The 18,672-nt window shown below is 66.5% G+C and carries 12 protein-coding genes and 2 pseudogenes; 6 read left to right on the top strand and 8 right to left on the bottom strand.

The genetic code is table 11. From position 1 onward, the window contains the following. Nucleotides 1–156: 156 nt before the first annotated feature. The 3 genes from A5775_RS06365 (at nt 157) to A5775_RS06355 (ending at nt 3,729) form a co-directional block, all read left to right on the top strand. On the top strand, nt 157–1,116 hold the full coding sequence (locus tag A5775_RS06365; RefSeq protein WP_067249331.1) for an alpha/beta hydrolase: 960 nt from the start codon (nt 157–159) through the stop codon (nt 1,114–1,116). A gap of 220 nt (nt 1,117–1,336) precedes the next feature. Continuing rightward, on the top strand, nt 1,337–2,488 hold the full coding sequence (locus tag A5775_RS06360; protein WP_067249327.1) for an acyl-CoA dehydrogenase family protein: 1,152 nt from the start codon (nt 1,337–1,339) through the stop codon (nt 2,486–2,488). Continuing rightward, a complete protein-coding gene (locus tag A5775_RS06355) occupies nt 2,485–3,729 on the top strand; it encodes an acyl-CoA dehydrogenase family protein (protein WP_067249324.1) in 1,245 nt (414 codons plus the stop codon). The genes A5775_RS06360 and A5775_RS06355 overlap by 4 nt, the downstream gene beginning before the upstream one ends. Here A5775_RS06355 and A5775_RS06350 read toward each other — a convergent pair. From A5775_RS06350 to A5775_RS06340, 3 genes are all read right to left on the bottom strand, one after another. After that, entirely contained in the window at nt 3,726–5,693 is a 1,968-nt protein-coding gene (locus A5775_RS06350) for a SpoIIE family protein phosphatase (RefSeq protein WP_067249320.1), read from the bottom strand. The genes A5775_RS06355 and A5775_RS06350 overlap by 4 nt on opposite strands. Before the next feature lie 404 nt (nt 5,694–6,097). Then, nucleotides 6,098–7,306 (bottom strand): amidohydrolase family protein, encoded by a 1,209-nt coding sequence (locus A5775_RS06345; protein WP_067249317.1) that lies wholly within the window; start codon nt 7,304–7,306, stop codon nt 6,098–6,100. 75 nt (nt 7,307–7,381) lie between these two features. Next, entirely contained in the window at nt 7,382–8,419 is a 1,038-nt protein-coding gene (locus A5775_RS06340) for a hotdog fold thioesterase (RefSeq protein ID WP_067249314.1), read from the bottom strand. Nucleotides 8,420–8,788: 369 nt separating this feature from the next. Between A5775_RS06340 and A5775_RS06335 the strand changes: the two are divergent. After that, nucleotides 8,789–11,712: pseudogene (locus A5775_RS06335) on the top strand (RND family transporter). A 28-nt stretch (nt 11,713–11,740) separates the two neighbouring features. Here the strand turns inward: A5775_RS06335 and A5775_RS06330 are convergent. The 5 genes from A5775_RS06330 to A5775_RS06310 form a co-directional block, all read right to left on the bottom strand. After that, the gene (locus tag A5775_RS06330) at nt 11,741–13,243 is read right to left on the bottom strand and encodes a class I adenylate-forming enzyme family protein (protein ID WP_067249311.1); all 1,503 of its coding nucleotides are present in this window, start codon (nt 13,241–13,243) and stop codon (nt 11,741–11,743) included. A gap of 31 nt (nt 13,244–13,274) precedes the next feature. Beyond that, nucleotides 13,275–14,210, bottom strand: a complete 936-nt coding sequence (locus A5775_RS06325) for an acyl-CoA dehydrogenase family protein (RefSeq protein ID WP_067249307.1) — start codon at nt 14,208–14,210, stop codon at nt 13,275–13,277. Next, nucleotides 14,207–15,364, bottom strand: a complete 1,158-nt coding sequence (locus A5775_RS06320) for an acyl-CoA dehydrogenase family protein (RefSeq protein WP_197512385.1) — start codon at nt 15,362–15,364, stop codon at nt 14,207–14,209. The genes A5775_RS06325 and A5775_RS06320 overlap by 4 nt, the downstream gene beginning before the upstream one ends. Continuing rightward, nucleotides 15,361–16,458, bottom strand: a complete 1,098-nt coding sequence (locus A5775_RS06315; RefSeq protein ID WP_067249304.1) for an acyl-CoA dehydrogenase family protein — start codon at nt 16,456–16,458, stop codon at nt 15,361–15,363. The genes A5775_RS06320 and A5775_RS06315 overlap by 4 nt, the downstream gene beginning before the upstream one ends. A 112-nt stretch (nt 16,459–16,570) precedes the next feature. Further along, complete coding sequence (locus A5775_RS06310) at nt 16,571–17,650, bottom strand: acyl-CoA dehydrogenase family protein (protein ID WP_067249301.1); 1,080 nt, start codon at nt 17,648–17,650, stop codon at nt 16,571–16,573. A 76-nt stretch (nt 17,651–17,726) separates the two neighbouring features. On the opposite strand from A5775_RS06310, the gene A5775_RS06305 reads away from it, so the two are divergent. Together A5775_RS06305 and A5775_RS25310 are read left to right on the top strand one after the other, a co-directional pair. Next, the gene (locus A5775_RS06305; RefSeq protein WP_067249297.1) at nt 17,727–18,587 is read left to right on the top strand and encodes an LLM class flavin-dependent oxidoreductase; all 861 of its coding nucleotides are present in this window, start codon (nt 17,727–17,729) and stop codon (nt 18,585–18,587) included. A 9-nt stretch (nt 18,588–18,596) separates the two neighbouring features. Continuing rightward, nucleotides 18,597–18,672, top strand: a pseudogene (locus A5775_RS25310) (SDR family NAD(P)-dependent oxidoreductase); the annotation flags it as partial.

Below are 18,672 nucleotides of genomic sequence, written 5' to 3'. Positions count from 1 at the left end.
CGTCCGCGCCGCCGGCCCGGGAATCTTCTCGCGGCGCTTGATACCTCGTCTGCGCCACCTAAAAGCGCAGGTCTACCTTGAAGGTGGCTTCCGGCGCGCCTCCCTGGCCGGGACCGCCGACGAGCCTGCATGACGAGCCGGAGAAAACGAGTAGGTATGACACAGACGAACCTGGCCCGGCCACACGGCCTTACCCGCATCGACCCGGTGTTGCGCGATGCCGCCGTTGAGTTAGGCGCCTTCGAGTTCCGCGCCGAGACGCTGCCCGCCGAACGGGAGCACGCCAACCTGCTGGCCGCCCAGCGCGCCGCAGCGGCCGACGCCAGTGGCGTCTGGATCGACTCCCGCTCCTTCGCGGGGCCGGATGGCCGGCCGCTGGGTCTGCGTTTGTACCGCGGTGGTACCGGATCCGCAGCGCCCCTGGTGCTGTACGCCCACGGCGGTGGGTTCGTCACCGGGAACCTGGAGACAGACCATGCGCACTGCGTGGAGTTGGCCCGCGATGGCGGCTGTCTGGTGATCTCCGTCGACTACCGGCTGGCGCCCGAGAATCCCTGCCCGGCGGCGCTGGACGATGTCGAAGCGGCCTTCCGTTACGCGGTCGAGAACAGCGCGGAGTTGGACGCCGACGCCAGCCGCATCGCGGTGATGGGCCGGGACGCCGGGGCGGCGCTGGTCGCCGGCCTGACCCAGCGCATGTTCGACCAGGAGGGGCCGCCCATCCTGATGCAGATCCTGCACCAGCCGATGCTCGACTCCGACGCCACACCGTCGCGTCGCGAATTCCAGCGCACCCCGGGTCTCAATGGTCCGGCCGTGAGCCGGGCGTGGAACCACTACCTCGGCCACGCCAGCGCCAGTGGACAACACGTCCCCGCGCACCGGGCGAACCTCGAGGGGCTGCCACCCACGTTCGTCAGCTGCTCCGAGATCGATCCCTGCCGCGACGAGGCCATCGACTATGCCAACCGGCTCCTGCATGCCTATGTCCATACCGAATTGCATGTGATTGCAGCGACCTTCAACGGCTTCGACTCGATGGTGCCGGATTGGATTGTTTCCCAGGAGAACCGGGCGCTGCATGCCCAGGCGGTACGCCGTGTGTTCGCCATGTAGCGCGATTCGCGCGGCTAACCCGGGCGGCGTCGGCGATTCCCCGCGGCGGACACTCGGCATCACTTTTACCGACTGAACTCCGGTATCTCTTACCGTATTGCGCGTTGCTAACATCAGAAACGCCAGCCAACCGAGGACCGATCGGGCGGATGATCAAATACCCAAACCGTTTCCGTTGCACCCGCAGCGATCGAATGCCAAGAAGGACCCCCTCGGCGCCATGACCACCCTCGATTCTCCCGAAAAGATCCTTTTCACCTCGACCACCCAAGCTTTTCTCGAAAAGGAAGCGCCGCTGCGCCGAGTACGGGAGCTACATGCCGAGGGTGCGTCGTTTGATCCGGCATGGTGGCGGCGCGCCGCCGAGCTCGGCTGGACGGGCCTGCTCGTTCCGGAGGAACTGGGCGGCGGAAGCGTTTCGGAGAGCGGCCTAGCCGATCTGGCGATGGTCGCCGAACAACTCGGAAAGACGGTGGCGCCCGGGCCGCTGTACCCGGTCAGCACCGTGCTGTCGGCCCTGGCGGAGTGCACGAACTCCGAGGCGCACGCGGACACCATCGAGGCGCTGATATCGGGTGAGACCGTGGCGTCGTGGGCGGTGTGTGAGCCCGGCAAGGGCTGGGCGCCGCTGGAACCCTCGGTGACGGCGACCCAAACCGACGCCGGTTACCGCATCGACGGCAGCAAGGACCGCGTCGAGGCGGGCGCCCAGAGCACGGTGCTGCTGGTGGTGGCGCGCTGTGGCCCGAATGCCGCTGAGATTCGCCAGTTTCTGGTCCCGACGGACGCGCCCGGCGTCAGCATCGAGCCCCAACAGTCGGTGGACCTGGTCAAGCAATACGCCCGGGTGCACTTCGACGGCGTCGTCGTACCGCAGTCCGCGGCCGTCGGCACGGCCGACGAGACCGCCGCACTGGTCGATCGACAGAGCCAGATCGCCCAGGTGTTGCAGTGTGCCGAAGTGGTCGGCGTCCTGCAAACGGTGTTTGACTTCACCACCCAATGGGCGCTGGACCGGCACACATTCGGTCGGCCGCTGGCGTCGTACCAAGCCCTCAAACACAAGTTCGCCGACATGAAGCTGTGGCTGGAAGCCTGCCGGGCCACCACCTGGGCGGCGGTGGCCGACGTGGCCGCCCGCGCGCCGCAGGCGGGTCTGTCGGCCAGCATCGCCAAGTCTTACGTGGGGGAGATGGCAGGTCAGATTGTCCAGGCTTGTGTGCAGATGCACGGCGGCATCGGCGTCACCTGGGAGCACGACCTGCACCTGTATCTTCGCCGGGTTGCGTTGTACCGCGGCATGTTCGGGACGCCCGAGGAACATAATCTGCGGGTGTACGAGTTCGAAAAGGCGGGTCGTTCGGACAGATGACGCACAACGAATCTGTCGCAGAGTTCGCGGCCCGGGCCAGGGCTTGGTTGGCCGACAACCTGCCCGCCATCGACCGCGAGTCCCCGCCACCGGCCCCGCGGGACGACGAGCGGGCATGGCTCAGGGCCCGGGAACTCCAAAAGCGCTTGTACGACGGCGGATTCGCCGGCATCTGCTTTCCCCGCGAGTATGGCGGCCTGGGGTTGGACTACGAATACCAGAAGGCATTCGACGCCGAAACCCTCGACTACGAAATGCCGTTGATCCTCAACACCCCGACGTTCACCATCTGCTGCGCCACGCTGCTCGACACCGGCAGTGAAGACCAGAAGAAGCAGCACATCGCCGCCGCGCTGCGCGGCGAAGAAGTGCTGGTGCAGTTGTTGAGCGAACCCAGCGGCGGATCGGACCTCGCCGGCGTCCTCACCCGGGCCGAACGGCATGGCGACCGGTGGATCATCAACGGGGCCAAGACCTGGAGCACGAGCGCGTTCGCCGCCGATTACGGCCTGTGTCTGGCCCGCACGAATTGGGATGTGCCTAAGCACGAAGGCCTGACCATGTTCTTGGTGCCCATCGCTCACCCGGGAATCACGTTGCGGCACATCACCATGCTCAGCGGTTCCACTGAGTTCTGCGAGGAGTTCCTCGACGGGGTCGATGTCGGAGGCGAAGCCGTCGTCGGGGAAGTCGACGGCGGCTGGGCGGTGGCCTCACGACAGCTGTACCACGAACGCCGAGCGGTGGGGCAGGGCTCCGAGTTCGCCAGCGGCAGCGGCAGCGAGGGAGGCAACGCGATCCCGGTCGATTACGTGAGCCTCGCCGAGAAGACCGGGCAAGCCGACAACCAGCGCGTGCACGAAAAGGCCGGTCGGGTCCTGGTGCACCGGGCGGTGGCCGAGCAGTTGATCGGCCATGTGTACCGCAGCGTCAGAGACGGCATACTGCCGCCGGCGGCCGGAACGCTCATCAGGCTGTTTCACTCCGAGACCGTGACCACGGACGTCGACACCGCGTTGGAGATCGCCGGAAGCGCCGGCGTAGTCGGGGAGCAGGGCGCCGGCCTGGAGGCTGGACTGCGCTATTTGTCCCGGCAGACCGTCGCCATCGGCGGCGGCACAACGGAAATGGCCCGCAACGTCATCGGCGAACGGGTGCTGGGTTTCCCCCGCGAATATGCCGCCGACCGCGGGGTGCCGTTCAACCAGGTGCGGCACGGCGGGCGATCGGAGCGGACTTAGCCTTCGGCGACGACGTTCTCGGCGAGGCCGCTGACAACCGGGATTTGCACCAGCGACAACACGTGGTGCGCCGGACTTCCGGGCGGGGCCACCAGCACGTACTCACTGCCCTGTCGGCGCGCCCGCTCCCCGGCGGCGGCAAGAGCGCTGACACCCGCCGACCCCAGATGGGTGACCGCGCTGAGATCGATCGTCAACGGTACGACGCCGGAACGGCTTTCGACCGCGATCTGACGATCCAGGGTGGACGCGGTGTTGGAATCGACGTCACCACTGACAACGATTCGGCCCGGTTCGGTGACCGCGGAGACGAATTCGGAGCTGCCCGTCCGTCGACTGGATGCGCGACTGACCAGCGAGTCGGTGATGAACTCCGCCGGTCGCGAAAGGTGGTGCGTAACACTGGCCGTCGTCCCGCCGGGGCCATGACTGACATGGGACTGCGACACCAGCGCTTCGGCCATGGCGAGACCCCGGCCCCGGCCCGTCCCGCCTTCGCGGTGATCCTTCCACTGTCCGCGGTCGATCACCGAGACATGCAGATCGCCGCCGCCGGACAGCGTCGCTTCGACGACGACGCCGTCGGTGACCTCGGTGGCATACCCGTGCTCGACCGCGTTCTCGACGAACTCCGAGATCGCGTGGACGACATCGGAGATGTCATCCGCGTCGGCGCCGATCTCCGACAGCCACTGCCGCAGCCGGGTACGCACCGCGCGAGCGGCGTGCAGCGTCGCGTCCAAAGTCATGTTCAGCGGCGCGAGCGGTGTCCGGCGTTGCGCCGCAAGGAGTGTCACGTCATCGTTGTAGCCGGTCGAGCGCAGCAGTAATTCCAGCGTCTCCGAACAGATGCGGTCGATCGGTCGTACCGATGATTCGATGACGAAGCCGCGCTGGCCCCCGGCGATATTCGCGGCCAGCTCGGCGAACTCGGCGGTGCTGGCGCCCAGCGGCCGGCCGGGGCGTTCGATCAGGCCGTCGGTGTACAGCAGGATCGAGTCGCCCACGCCGAGGAATTCGGTGCGTACCGGAAACCCGGTGCCGCTGCCGAGCGGACCCCCGCCGGACGGTTCGAGATAGCGCGAGGTCGCGTCCGACGTCACCAGCAGCGGCGGTGGGTGTCCGGCGGTGCAGTACTGGAATTCGCCGGTGGCGAAGTCGAGCGCGCCGACGCAGATCGTGGCCGTGTTCGAACCGGGCACATGCTTGCGGAACCTGTCGACCGCCTCGAGCGCCTCGGCGATCGGATATCCCGCCACGACCTGCATCCGCAGCGCGGTCCGCAGTTGCGACATCACCGCGGCCGCTTCGACGCCATGGCCGACGACGTCACCGACGACGAGAATCAGGCGGTCCCCCAGGGGGATCGCATCGAACCAGTCGCCGCCGGCTGCGGTGTCCTGTGCGGCGACAAGATACTGCGCCGCCACGTCCGCGCCGGGAATGACGGGCACCGACGGTGCCAGCAACGCCTGCTGCATGACGGTGGCGGAATCGCGGGCGTTGCGGTAGCGCTCGGACAACTCCTGCAGGCGCGCTTCGGCGGCCATCCGCGTCTGCACCCGCTCGGTGACGTCGGTGAAGGCCAGCTGCACGCCCTCGACCGAGCCGTCCTCCGCGCGCCGAGGCGTGACGACGAAGTCGAAGAAATGTTCCTGGGCGCGCCCCGCCGCTTCGAAGTCGGCCTGCACCCGCCACTCGGTTCCCGACTGCGGCTCGCCCGTTTGGTATACCCGGTCGAACATCTGGATGATTTCCTGGCTCACCAGCTCGGGGTAAACGTCGCGCGTTAGCAGCCCGATCGAGTCGATAGGCGGACTGAGTGTGCGGTAAGCCGCGTTGACCGCGACAAATCGGTGGTCGGGCCCCTCGAGGCCCACCAACAGCATCGGGACGTTCTCGAAGACGCGCCGCACGTCGTCGGCCGTACCGACGGTTCTGTCCCAGTCTTTTTCGGCCACCATCTGGCCGCCTCCTAGGAGTTTTCGACGGGCCTGCGGATAAAGGAGAGTCGTAAACCGGGTCAAATGAATTGACCTATTTTGCACACGTAGATGTTCAGATTAGCAATGGTATTAGGTGCATATCGCAAGGGTTTGATACCGGCGTGTTACCTCAACACATTGGGCGACCGCCTAAAATTGACGTTCCCGCAAATCGATAGCCGTCAACGATCGGAACGCCCGTACGCGGAAACGGGTTGCACGAGTGCACCATCGGCGCGTCCGGCACGCCCGTCACCGGGCCTGTCCACGGGTGCATTCCGAAGACCGGCGACGTGTCGCCCGCGAGCGGTCCGCGAGGCTTCGCCCAAAACCACGGGCGCACACACAATTTCGGCCGTCGCCGGACTGAGCCCGGTCAGCGATCAGGCCGAGACGGGCTTCTTCGAAGCAGGCGCGGACACCTTCATCAGTTTCATCATGTTGCCGCCCATGATCTTCGCCTTGTCCTCATCGCTGAAGTCGGCGAGCTCGTCGACGAAGGTGATGGGGTCTTTCAGACCCTCCGGGTGCGGCCAGTCGGACCCGAAGACCACCCGGTCGGTGCCCACCATGTTGACGATCTCGGCGAATCGGTCCTCCCAGAAAGGGCTGACGTAGACGCACCGCTTGAACGTCTCGATCGGGTCTTCGGCGAATGCCTGCGGCATCTTCTTGTAGACACCCTTGAGGCCCCTGAACAGCGTCGGCACCCAGTCGGCGCCGTTCTCGATGGACAGGATCCGCAGGTCGGGATTGCGGGTCAGCGCGCCGTGGCAGATCAAGGCGCCGAACGCGTCCTCGATGGGGCGATGCCCCATGGCCAGGCTGCGGAAGGCGGTCGGCTTGAACGGCAGGAATTCGTCGCCCGGCTCCCAGATGTTGAGCAATTCGGAGTAGCCGCTGTCCGACGCGTGCATCGACACCGGGATCTCGGCGCGCACGCACGCCTGCCAGAACGGGTCGAACTCTTCGAGCCCGAACGACCGGCTGCCGCGGTAGCCGGGCACCGGCGCCGGACGGACCAGCACGGTGCGGGCACCACGCTCCAGGCACCACTCCAATTCCTCGAGCGCGCGGTCGACGATCGGCAGGGTGATCACTGGTGTGGCGAAGATGCGGTCGGAGTAATTGAACGTCCACTGCTCGTACATCCACTCGTTGAGCGCGTGGATGACGTCATGGGTCATCTCCGGGTCGTCCTTCATGCGCTCTTCGACCAGGCTGGCCAGTGTCGGGAACATCAGCGCGAAGTCGATGCCGAGTTCGTCCATGACCTCCAGGCGTGCGCCCGGTTCCCGGAAGGCGGGGATGGCTTTCATTGGCTCGCCGAGGATTTCGCGGTAGCTCTTGCCCTGTGAGCCGTTGCGGAAGTAGTCCTCCTGGGCGCCCGGGCGGGCCACCACCTCGAACGTCGGGTTGGGGATGTAGTCGCTGATGTGGCCGCGCACCACGATTTTGGTGCGGCCGCGGACCTGCACGTAGTCGATGACGTTCTTGCGCTTGTCCGGCAGGAACTTGGTCAGCGCTTCCTGCGGCTCGTACATGTGGTTGTCCGCGTCGAATACGGGGTAGGGAAGCTCGCGTGAGGGCATGGCGATCTCCTAGCAGAGGCAATTCTCACTGTGTGGTAATGACGTTACCACTTCGGCATAACAAGGCATAAGGGCCTAGCCGTCAGCCCGTAGCCCATTCGTCGGCGTCGGGCCGTTGATGATGGCGAAATTCACCGTGGCCGTGGCGAGGAGTTCGTCGTCGCCGTCGCCGTCGCCGAAGATGTCCACCTGCATCACCATCGCCCGCCGGCCGGATCGCAACACTTTGGGCACCGCGAAGGCCGAGCCCTGCCGGACCGGTCGCAGGTAGCGGACAAAGAGGTCCGAGGTGGTCATCGTGGTACCCGGCTGCAGGTAGTCCAGCCCGAATTGCCCGCCGGCCACGTCGACCAGCGTGGCGATCAGGCCGCCCTGCAGCGCGCCGGAGGTATTGACCACCTGCGGGCTGACCGGCATGGTCATGGCGAACTCGCCGTTGCGGCTGCCCGGGCGCATGCCGATCTGACCGAACAGTTCGGCCAGCGACGGGACCGTCGAGACTTCGTCGGTTTCCCGGATGCCGAGGGCGCGGCTGCAGAAGTCGTAGAGCTGTCCGGTGTCGACCGGTGTGCCGTTCAATTCCGAACCGAGCCAGTGCAATCGCTGCGCTCCCATCACCGTCTGCATGACGATGGCGGCGGCCGCACCGACATCCAATCCGGGGTTGAAGACCCCCTCGGTGATGCCCTGGCCGACGATGTCGCGAATCAGCCGGTGCAACGGTGAGAGCACTCGGGCGTAGTCGCGGGGACGGGTCTCGGCCAAGTGCTGGTTGTAAAGGGTCAGCGCCCGATTGAGGCTGTCCTGGGTGCTCGATGCCGGTTGCTGGCTGAGTCGGTCGATGAGCAGTTTCAGTGCCGAGGTGCTGTCCAGTCCCATGGTCTCGGCGCGCCATGCCTGCACCGATTGGGCGATGGTTCTGTCGAACAGCGCCAGCAGCAGTTCGTCTTTTCCGTTGAAGTGTTGATAGAAGGCACGCAGCGACGTCTTGGAGCGGGCGACGACCTCTTGCACGGTGAAGTCGGTGCGTCCCGTTTCCCCCAGAATCGCGACGGCGGTCTTGATGAAGCGGTCGCCGCGCGTCACTTCGGCTTCGTCATTAGGGGCGGTCATCGGCGCTGTGGTCCTTCCGTGGCGCAATCCTTGCGCTCCGAGAATGAGGTTACCGCGATCGGTGGCGTATCCGCGAAGCCCGAACGCGTGGCGATCCTCCTCGGCTGCTGCGGGCCGCGTCGCATCATGCCGAAATCAACTGAGCCTGCCGCCATTCTCAAGGTGTGTTGCTGACGCAAATTTTAATTTTCGGTCAATAAACTTTTGGGCGCAATCGAATATGCCGACCATGTGCGGAGGTGGGCCCGAACCTCACCGTATGGGTACCTGCGCGGCCGTCGCCGAAATAGCGAACTTCGGCGCCGCGCAGATCTCACCATCTCGGCTGCACTTAATCGGAGCGGTATTGACATGTGCCTTTTGGGCGGCATGAAGGACGAACCGGCGTCGCGTTCGGGTTCTTTTCTGGCGCGAATGATCCACGGGTCGCCGGTGCTGATCGTCTTCTTCTGGCTGGGGCTTGCCGTCATCACGAATACCGTTGTGCCGCAATTGGAAAAAGTTGGCAAGGCGCACATGGTGGCGATGGTCCCCACCGACGCGCCATCTATTCAGGCGATGACGCGTATCGGCCAGGTGTTCGGCGAATTCGACACCGACAGTGCGGTCATGATCGTGATCGAAGGCGACAAGCCGCTCGGCGACGCCGCGCACCGGTACTACGACGGGCTGGTCCGCAGGCTTTCCCAGGACAAGCACGTCGAGCACGTTCAGGACCTTTGGGGAGATCCCCTGACGGCGGCCGGCTCGCAAAGCCCCGACGGCAAAGCCGCCTACGTCCAGCTGCACCTGACCGGCAATCAAGGCGAAAACTTGGCCAACCAGTCGGTGACTTCGGTGCGGCACATCGTGGCCACCACGCCGCCGCCGCCCGGCGTGCGGGCCTACGTTGCCGGGGGCGCGGCGGTAACCGCGGACGGGGTCGACGTTGGTGACAAAGGCATCGCCAAGATCACCGCGATCACCGGCGCGGTGATCTTGGCGATGTTGCTCTTCATCTATCGCTCCATCGCCACGGTGATCCTGATCATCGTCACGGTGTCGATTGAACTGGTCGTGGCCCGGGGTTTCGTCGCGGTATTGGCCTCTCACAACGCTTTCGGGCTTTCGACGTACGCGGTCAACCTGCTCGTGGTGATGGCCATGGCGGCCGGCACCGATTACGCCATTTTTGTTGTCGGGCGCTATCACGAAGCGCGCCACGTCGGCGAGGATCCGACGGCCGCGTTCTACACGATGTTTCGCGGGACTGCTCACGTCGTGCTGGGCTCGGGGCTGACTGTTGCCGGTGCGATGTACTGCCTCAGCTTCACCCGGCTGCCGTATTTCCAGTCCCTGGGCCCCCCGTGCGCGATCGGCATGCTCGTCACGGTGTTGGGCGCGCTGACGTTGGGACCGGCCATATTGGTCCTCGGCAGTTTCTTTCGGCTGTTCGAACCCAAGCGACGAATGCGCACCCGGGGATGGCGCCGGCTGGGAACCGCGATCGTGCGGTGGCCCGGACCGATTCTGACGGTGACGACCGCCGTGTCCCTGATCGGCCTGCTCGCCCTGCCCGGCTACAAGACCAATTACGACAACCGCAAGTATCTGCCGGGATCCACCAAGGCCAACGTCGGGTACGACGCCGCCGAGCGGCACTTCCCCAACGCCCGGATGAACCCGGAGCTGTTGCTGCTCGAGACCGACCACGATATGCGTACTCCGGCGACATGCTGGTGCTGAACAGGGTGGCCAGAGCGGTCTTTCACCTACCGGGTATCGCACGGGTGCAAGCGATTACGCGGCCGTTGGGAACGCCCCTCCAACATACGTCGATACCGTTTCTGATCAGTGTGCAAAATGCCGTCCGCATCGAGAACCTGAAGTATCTGAAGGACCAGGCGGCGGACATGCTGAGGCAGGCGGACACGATGCAGCAATCGATCGACACGCTGGAACGCATGTATCAGGTCATGCAGAAGATGTCGGCCACCACCGACCGCACCGACAGCGACATGCACGACATGCTGGCGATCATCGATCAATTGAGAGACAACATCGTCAACATCGATGACTTCTTGCGGCCGATCCGCAGCTATTTCTATTGGGAGCGGCACTGTTTCGATATCCCCATCTGCTGGTCGCTGAGGTCCATGTTCGAATCATTCGACGGCGTGGACCAGGAGACGGCGAAGCTGCGAGAGATCACCGCGGATATGGACATCACGGCTGCGCTGGTGCGCCAGATGCTCACGCAGATTCCACCGCAGATCGCGGTGATGAAGAACATGAAGAACATGGTGTTGAGCATGCACAGCAGCATGTCGTCGTTCTACGACCAGACCGAGGCCATGGCCGAGAATTCCACCGCCATGGGACAGGCGTTTGACGCCGCGAAAAACGATGACTCGTTCTACCTGCCGCCCGAGGCTTTCGAAAACCCGGACTTCAAGCGGATTCTCAAGCTGTTCGTGTCCCCGGACGGCAAGGCCGCCCGCTTCATCATCTCCCATGAGGGCAATCCTGCGACACCGGAAGGCATCTCGCGTGTCGATGGGATCCGGGGGGCGGCGAAGGAAGCGATCAAGGGAACACCCCTGGAGGGCGCCAGGATCTCTGTCGGCGGCCTCGCCGCGCTGTACAAGGACATGCGAGACGGCTCCGAATACGATCTGCTGATCGCCGGGATAGCCGCGACCACCTTGATCTTCATCATCATGTTGATCATCACCCGAAGCGTGGTTGCCGCTCTGGTCATCGTCGGCACCGTATTACTGTCGTTGGGCGCCTCGTTCGGGTTGTCCGTGCTGGTCTGGCAGGACATCTTTCGCATCGAACTGCACTGGATGGTGCTCGCGATGTCGATAATCCTGCTGCTGGCAGTGGGATCCGACTACAACCTGCTGCTGGTTTCGCGGTTCCGGGAGGAAATCGGTGCCGGTTTGAATACGGGGATCATCCGGGCGATGGCCGGCACGGGTGGGGTGGTGACGTCTGCCGGCCTGGTGTTCGCGGCAACCATGTCCTCGTTCGTGTTCAGCGACTTGCGCATTCTGGGACAGGTGGGCACCACCATCGGCCTGGGCTTGTTGTTCGACACGTTGATCGTGCGTTCGTTTCTGATGCCGTCGATCACCGTGCTGCTCGGGCGCTGGTTCTGGTGGCCGCAGCGGGTGCGCTCCCGCCCGGCCAGTCAGCTGTTGGCCCCCGTGGGAAGCCGCGGCCTAGTTCGTTCCCTGCTGTTGCCGACCAACGGGACCAACGGACAGTCACCGGCCGCCGATCGGCTCCCGCCCACGGCGCTTCGCTAACGTCACGCACCTTTGCCAGACGCGGCGTTCAGCCGCCCCGGGCCTCGATCATCGCCGAGCGGTTGACCTTGGTTGCCGCGGTGCGCGGTATCGCGTCGACGAATTCGACCGTCTTGGGCGCCTTGTAGGGGGCGAGGCGGCTCTTCGCGTACTCGATTACGCGCTGTTCGGTGAGGGGCTCGGCGCCGTCGGCGCGCTGGATCACCGCGTGCACGCGGCGCCCCCACTGCGGGTCGGCAAGGCCGATCACGACGACGTCGGCGATTCCGGGGTGGCCGGCGAGCGCCGACTCGACTTCGGCCGGAAAGACATTGGCACCGCCACTGACGATCATGTCGACGCGACGGTCCACGATGTAGAGAAAGCCGTCCTCGTCGAGGTGGCCCATGTCGCCGGCGGAGCGAAAGCCGTCCTCGGTCGACGGCAGCGGGGGCGCGCCACCCAGGTAGCGGTACCCCGCGCTCATCGGCGCCCGCAGATACACGTCCCCGTCCTCGCCGGGGCCCAGCGGCCGTTTTTCGGCGTCCAGAATCCGGATCTCGGTGTCCCGGAATCCGCGACCCACGCTGCCCGGGTGGGCGAGCCACTCGTCGCCGCGCAGGGCGGTGAGCCCCAGGTTTTCGGTCATGCCGTACGCCGTCACGATCTGCTCCGGGCTGAGCAGTTCGAACCAGGTATATAGGAGCGACGGCGGCATCACCGCCGCGCCCTGCAGGATGAAGACGATGCTGGACAGGTCGCGCTGCCGGACGTCGGGCCGGGCCGCGATGCGCGCCAGCATCGTGGGCGTGGCCGTGAAGTTGGTGATCCGAAAGCGTTCGATCACATCGAGAGCCAGTGCGGCGTCGAACTTTTCGAGTATGACCAGATGGTCGCCCGCCAGCAGCATGAGGAAGGTGGCGAAGCCGTTGGTGTGATACATCGGCGCGGGCACCATGATGGTCTGCGGCTGGGCCACCGGTGTCCAGTTCGACAAGAACGGCTCACCCTGCTGGGGGATCCACAGCGACGGCGCCAGGTTGAGGATCACCTTGGGCACGCCGGTGGAACCGCTGCTGCAAATCCCGTTGGCGGTGGGGGAGACGGCCACCGGCAGGGGGCCGTCGGGCTCGCCGGCCGCGCGGGCGTCGAGCTCCCAGCGGCTCTTTTCGTCGACGACGACGGCCGGGTCGATCACCTCGCGCACCCGGTCACGCTCCCACTCGGGGAGGTCCCAATGCATGGGCACCGGAACCGCGCCGATCTTCCAGCAGCCCAGCGTCGCCAGCACCAGATGCTGGGAGTTCGGAATAGCAAGCGCCACAAGGGAACCGGTCGCAGCCCCGGTGGCGGCAAGTGCCCGGCCCCACTGGTTGGCGCGGGCGTCGAGCTCACCGAACGTCAACGACTGGACGGTCCCGTCCAGCGCCACGATCGTGACGGCGGGGTCATCCCGACGCTGTTCGGCGAGCTCTTGCAGCTTGGTTCCGAACGGGACCCCGTCCGCGAAGGGGTTCGCCGGCGCTTCGGCCGCGACAGGTTCGGTGCTCAACTGCGCCGCTCCTTCTCGTCGCCGGGACAACTCATGCCGATACCGGCTCGCTGAACAGCGTCTCCAGCGACCCGTCCGACACGCTGGGGATCAGGCGAAGGGCGAGTTCCTCGGTGCCCACGGGCAACCGGATCAGCGGCTGGGTGTGCCGGTCGAGCACGCTGACGTCGGACTCGTCGCAGAAACCCAGCGCCCCGAGCAGCTGGTGGGACGTGCGCATCACCTGCCGCGCGGTGTCGGCGGCCTTGAGCCGAAGGACCAGGGCATCGGCCGAATGGATCTGCGCCGGCAGTGATTCCGGCCGGCAGATCGTGTACTTCGCGAGTTCATGGAGTCCGCGGACCGCCACGGCGGCGTCCGCGACGGCGAACCTGACGGCCTGAAAGTCCGCGAGTGGCTTGCCGAACTGAATCCGGGCGCGCACATGGTCGGTGACAATCTGCAACGACTGCTGCACCGCCCCCAGAATCCGCCATGATCCCAGCACGAGATGAAGGTTAACGTCGGCGGCTCCGACGCTTCCCTCGGGTGCGCTCAGAGTGGCCGGAACCAGGAACGGCCCCAGCTTGGCGCCGGTCCGCGCCGCCGGCCGCGGCCGATACCGATTGCCGTCCAGGTCCGCGGCGATCCAGTCACCGGCCAGGTCGCCGTGGTCGATGCGCGGGGCTTTCGGATTCACCAGGGCCAGGCGCGCGCCGTCGATCGCCAGCAGCTCCTCCACCAGTGGATAGGACAGCACCGTGGCGCCGGCGGCCTGGCACAGCACCGCGGCGGCCAGCAGATCGTCCGGGGCCGAGCGCACGTCGAGGTCGAACGCGCCCACCTCGTTCAACGCGGCGCGGGCCGCGTCGCGGACGGTGTCGTCGGTCTCGGCGCGCAGCGCCGCCGGCGGTCCACCCAATCGGATGAGCCGCTTGCCGGCGACGGCGGCGAAGTCGCTGATGTCTTGCGGCAGATCGGTTTTCACCGGCTCGCTCCCAACACGTCTCGTGCCACCAGCATCTTCTGCACTTCGATGGTGCCCGATGCCACGGTGGCTGCCTGTGCATAACGCCAATGGTCTTCGATCGCCCCGTGCAGTGCGGCGGAACTGCCGCTGTCCAGCGCCGCGGGGCCCAGCACGTCGAACAGCAGCTCGGCCACCTGCTGATCGAGGGTCGTCGTGACGATGCGAGCGGCGCTGGCGGCCGCGCCCGCCGCCGGATCGTCCTGCAGTGACACGGCGCGATAGGCCAGCAGCCGGGCGACTCGTAGGTCGACCAGCGCCCGCACCCATCGGGTGCGAATCGTCTCGGACAGTTCGTTCCACTCGTCGCCGAGCTGGCTGCGCATGCGTTCGAGCAGCGACTCGCACCGCGCGTACCGGGCGATGCCCACCCGCTCGAAAGCCAGCGCTTCGCGCATCACCCGCCAGCCGTCGCCGACCTCGCCGAGCACGTCGCCGGGAAACGCCTGCACGTCGTCCAAAAACATCTCGTTGAGGTGGTGCGGGCCCAGCATCGACGGGATCGGCCGGACGGTGAAGCCCGGCCGGTCCATCGGGATCAGAAACAGGGTGAGCCGCTTGTGTTTTGGAGCGTCGGGGTCGGTGCACGCCGCCAGCACGCACCAGGAAGCCATCAGCGCGTACGACGTCCACACCTTCTGGCCGGTGATGCGCCATCCGTCACCGTCGGGAACGGCGCGGGTACGCAACGACACCAGGTCGGTTCCGGCTTCGGGCTCGGAAAAGCCCTGGCACCAGATGACGTCCCCGGAGGCGATCGCCGCCAGGTGTTTGGCTTTCTGTTCCTCGGTCCCGTAACGCATCAGCGCCGGACCAACCCAGTTGATCCCCATGTACTGCGGACCGCGAGGCTCGTGTTGGGCCCACATCTCCTCGCGCAGCACCGTCTGCTGCCAAACCGAACCACCGCCGCCACCATGCTCTTTCGGCCACGCCAGCGCCAGCAGTCCCTCGGTGGCCAGCAGTTTGCAGAAGGTCTCGGTGGTGGCGAGGTCCTGCGGATTTTCGGTGCACGCACCGAGGAAGTCGGCGGGGATATGGTTGGCGACCAGCTCGCGCAGGTGGTTTCGCAGTTGGCCGGCGTCGTCGCCGAGGTCGTAATCCATCGTGGTCATCCCTTCGGCAGCCCGAGCAGTCGCTCGGCGATGATGTTGCGCTGCACCTCCGACGTTCCGCCGTAGATGGTTGCGGCCAGCGCGTCCTGGCGTTCGAACAGCAGATCCGGGTCGGCGGCCGACTCCGGGCCCGCGGCGGCCGCGCCGAGTTCCCAAACACGCTGCAAGGTAAGCGATCCGAGCAGCTTCATGGTGTCGGCTTCCGGGCTGGGCCGTCCCGCGAGTTCGTTGCCCAGCGCGCGATATCCGGTGGCCCGCAACGCGTCGGCGTCGGCCAGCAGCGAACCCAGCTCGGTGTAGACGTCGTGGCTCACGCCCGCGGCGCCGGCGGCGCGCACCGAGTCGAGTCCGCGCTTGATCTCGACCCAGTTCATGATCCAGATCATCTGGCGTTCATGGTGCAGCGACGACAGGGCGACGTTCCAGCCGCCGTTGAGCGGTCCGAGCAGATTGTCCGCCGGAACCGCGACGTCGTCCAGGAAGACCTCGCAGAACGTTTCGTCGGAGATCGACGCCATGCGGATGGGCTCGATCCTGACCCCGGGCGCGTGCAGATCCAGAATGAGGCAGGAGATGCCGCGGTGTTTCGGCGCGTCGGGATCCGTGCGGGCATACAGGGTGCACCACCGCGACATGTGGGCCTGGGTGGTCCAGATCTTGTGGCCGTTGACCCGGAAGACGTCTCCGTCGCGTTCGGCGCGCGTGCGCAGTCCGGCGAAATCGGACCCGGCTTCGGGTTCGGACATGCCGAGTGCCCACCACTCGTCACCGCGTAACAGCGGAACGAGCAGGCGCTCGATCTGGGCCGGGGTGCCGAACTGACGAATGCCGGGCGCGGCGACGTTGGGGCCGGCGATGTTGGGCAGTTTGGGCGCCGACCGCAGTGCGGCCTCGAGCCGGACCTCCATGGCGTCGCGCAAGCCCAGGGATCGGCCGCCGTGCTCGCGGGGCCAGGTCGGCTGGATCCATCCGGACTCGAAGGCGGCGCGCTGGTACTCGCGCCGCAATCCCAGGTCCCACCGGTACTGCCGATACTTCTCGTAGTAGTCGTCGGGCAGAAACTCCGCCAACCAGGCGCCGAACTCCTCCACCACTGCGGTTACCGGCACCGCTCCTCCTCATCGCTGCGCTCTGCATCGTCGCCGGTGCGGCTCACCGGGCACCGCTCCTCCTCATCGCTGCGCTCTGCATCGTCGCCGGTGCGGCTCACGCGGCGCCCCCGCAGAATCGGCGGCCCACCTCGTGGTAGAGCGCGCGACTGTCGCCCAGCAGCGCTGCGCCCTGCCACGCGCGCCGGACATAGAGGTGCACGTCGTGCTCCCAGGTCTGTCCGAGCGCACCGTGCACCTGGACCGCGGTGCGCGCACAAGCGGCGGCTGCCTCACCGGCCGCCGCTTTGGCGAGGGCGGCGGAGGTCCAGGCATCGCCGGGCGCCGTGGCCGGATCGGCGAGCGCGGCCGCCGCCGCGTAGGTGAGGCTACGGGCGCGCTCCAGGCTGACGTAGTTGTCGGCCAGCGCGTGTTTGATTCCCTGGAATGCGCCGATCGGTTGGCCGAACTGGCGCCGCGACTTCGCGTGCTCGACGGACCGATGCAACGCGGCGCTCGCCACACCGACCAGGTCGGCGGCGCACGCCACCCACGGCGCCGTCAATGCCGATTCGATGTCAACGCTGGCGACGGCCACCGGCTCGGCGTCGATGTCGACCCCGGCCAACGGCTGGGCGGGGTCGGTGGATTCGGCCGCCGGCACCACGGCGACCCCGTCGCCACACCGCGCGACGGCCGCGAGGGTGTCACCGTCGTCGGCGCGGGCCAGCGTGACGACCAACTCGGCGCGCGAGACGTTGGGGACCGCGACCGCCCGGCCACGCAGGCGCCCGTCACGCAGTGTCATCGGCGCCCCGGGCACTCGCGACCCGGGCGCCTGAACGGCCAGCGTGGCCACGACCCCATCCGCGATCTCGGTGAGGACCGAGTCGAGGCCGGTGTCGCGCAGCGCCCCCGCGGCCAGACCGACGCTGCTCAGCAAGGGGATCGGCGCGATGGCGGCGCCGCATTCCTCGAGAACCACGGCAAGCTCGACCGGTCCGTAGTCGCCCGCCCCTTCCTCAGAGGAGGCGGCGAGCTCGGTCCAGCCGAGGTCGACGACGGTCTTCCACAGGGCGCGCCAGCGCTCCGGATCCGTGATCGCTTGACGGGCGGCCTCAGGCGGGCATTCCGTACGTAATATGTCGCGTACGGCGTCGCGCAGCGACAGCTGTTCCGAGTTCAGCCCTACATCCATAAGACCTCTAACATAGTAAAGATAATAAACTAGCCCGGCCGGTGCAATCGCACCGAATCACACGCTTAGGTGGCGCATGGTCGAGTGGTATCTGTTCCTGCCGCAGGTCCGGTTGGCGGTGGCCGACATCGCGGAGCGCGCGCGGCACGCCGAGGCCAGCGGTTTCGACGGCATCGCCTTCATCGATCACCTCGAGGCGCCCGGGCTGCGCGACGAAAACATCTGGGAGGCAATGGGGATTGCCACCTGGGTGGCCGCCAAGACCGAGCGGTTGCGGATCGGTCATCTGGTGCTCTGCGACGCGTTCCGCCATCCCGCGGTGCTCGCCAAACAGGCCGTCACGCTGTCGGAGGCGTCCGGCGGCCGGTTCGAGTTGGGTCTGGGGGCGGGGTCCTGGCCCGCGGAGTTCGCCAGATTCGATGTCGGCCAGCAGGATCCGAAAGCCAGGGTCGATCAGCTCGACCGTCACCTGAAACTGCTCAGGCAGTACTGGGGCGACGGGACGGGGGAGGCCGAGGACGCCGCGCAGGCTCCCCGTAGGTCCCACCCGATACCGCTGGTTCTGGGTGGGAGTGGGCCCCGGATGATGGAACTCGTTCGCAGATATGCGGATTGGTGGAATCTGCCGGCGCACCAGCTTGACAGGCTGCCGAAGCTGGCCCCCGCCGCGGGGACGGCCCGGTTGTCGATCCAGCAGATGGTGGGCTTCGTTGGGTCGGGCAGCGACCCCGATGCCGTGCGCGCGGTGAGCACTCGGCGATTCGGCAACCTGGGGTCCGGACTGATCTGCGGGGATTCCGACGAGCTGACCGGGCACTTCACCGGCCTGGCCGCGCAGGGGGTGCAGCGGTTCTACGTCTGGTTCGCCGACTTCGCCGCGCCGGACTCCCTGCACGAATTCGGCGAATCGGTGATCAAACCGTTCCCGGCGCCGTAAGCGTCAACCCCGTTGCGCGCGGCCGCCGCGGAGATCGGTGCGCGCCACGTGGTGGCCGACGCCTCCGACCCGATCGGATTCCCCG

The organism is Mycobacterium sp. 852002-10029_SCH5224772, from assembly GCF_001667315.1.
Taxonomy (GTDB): domain Bacteria; phylum Actinomycetota; class Actinomycetes; order Mycobacteriales; family Mycobacteriaceae; genus Mycobacterium.
Note: the sequence above shows the minus strand (reverse complement) of the source record. Positions and strands in the feature narration are given on the sequence as shown.

Excerpts from the sequence above, each read along its gene's own strand:
- A5775_RS06310 (WP_067249301.1), bottom strand. The coding sequence starts at position 17,650 with ATGGATGTAGGGCTGAACTCGGAACAGCTGTCGCTGCGCGACGCCGTA.
- A5775_RS06305 (WP_067249297.1), top strand. The coding sequence starts at position 17,727 with ATGGTCGAGTGGTATCTGTTCCTGCCGCAGGTCCGGTTGGCGGTGGCC.
- A5775_RS06355 (WP_067249324.1), top strand. The coding sequence starts at position 2,485 with ATGACGCACAACGAATCTGTCGCAGAGTTCGCGGCCCGGGCCAGGGCT.
- A5775_RS06340 (WP_067249314.1), bottom strand. The coding sequence starts at position 8,419 with ATGACCGCCCCTAATGACGAAGCCGAAGTGACGCGCGGCGACCGCTTC.
- A5775_RS06360 (WP_067249327.1), top strand. The coding sequence starts at position 1,337 with ATGACCACCCTCGATTCTCCCGAAAAGATCCTTTTCACCTCGACCACC.
- A5775_RS06320 (WP_197512385.1), bottom strand. The coding sequence starts at position 15,364 with ATGACCACGATGGATTACGACCTCGGCGACGACGCCGGCCAACTGCGA.
- A5775_RS06365 (WP_067249331.1), top strand. The coding sequence starts at position 157 with ATGACACAGACGAACCTGGCCCGGCCACACGGCCTTACCCGCATCGAC.
- A5775_RS06350 (WP_067249320.1), bottom strand. The coding sequence starts at position 5,693 with ATGGTGGCCGAAAAAGACTGGGACAGAACCGTCGGTACGGCCGACGAC.
- A5775_RS06345 (WP_067249317.1), bottom strand. The coding sequence starts at position 7,306 with ATGCCCTCACGCGAGCTTCCCTACCCCGTATTCGACGCGGACAACCAC.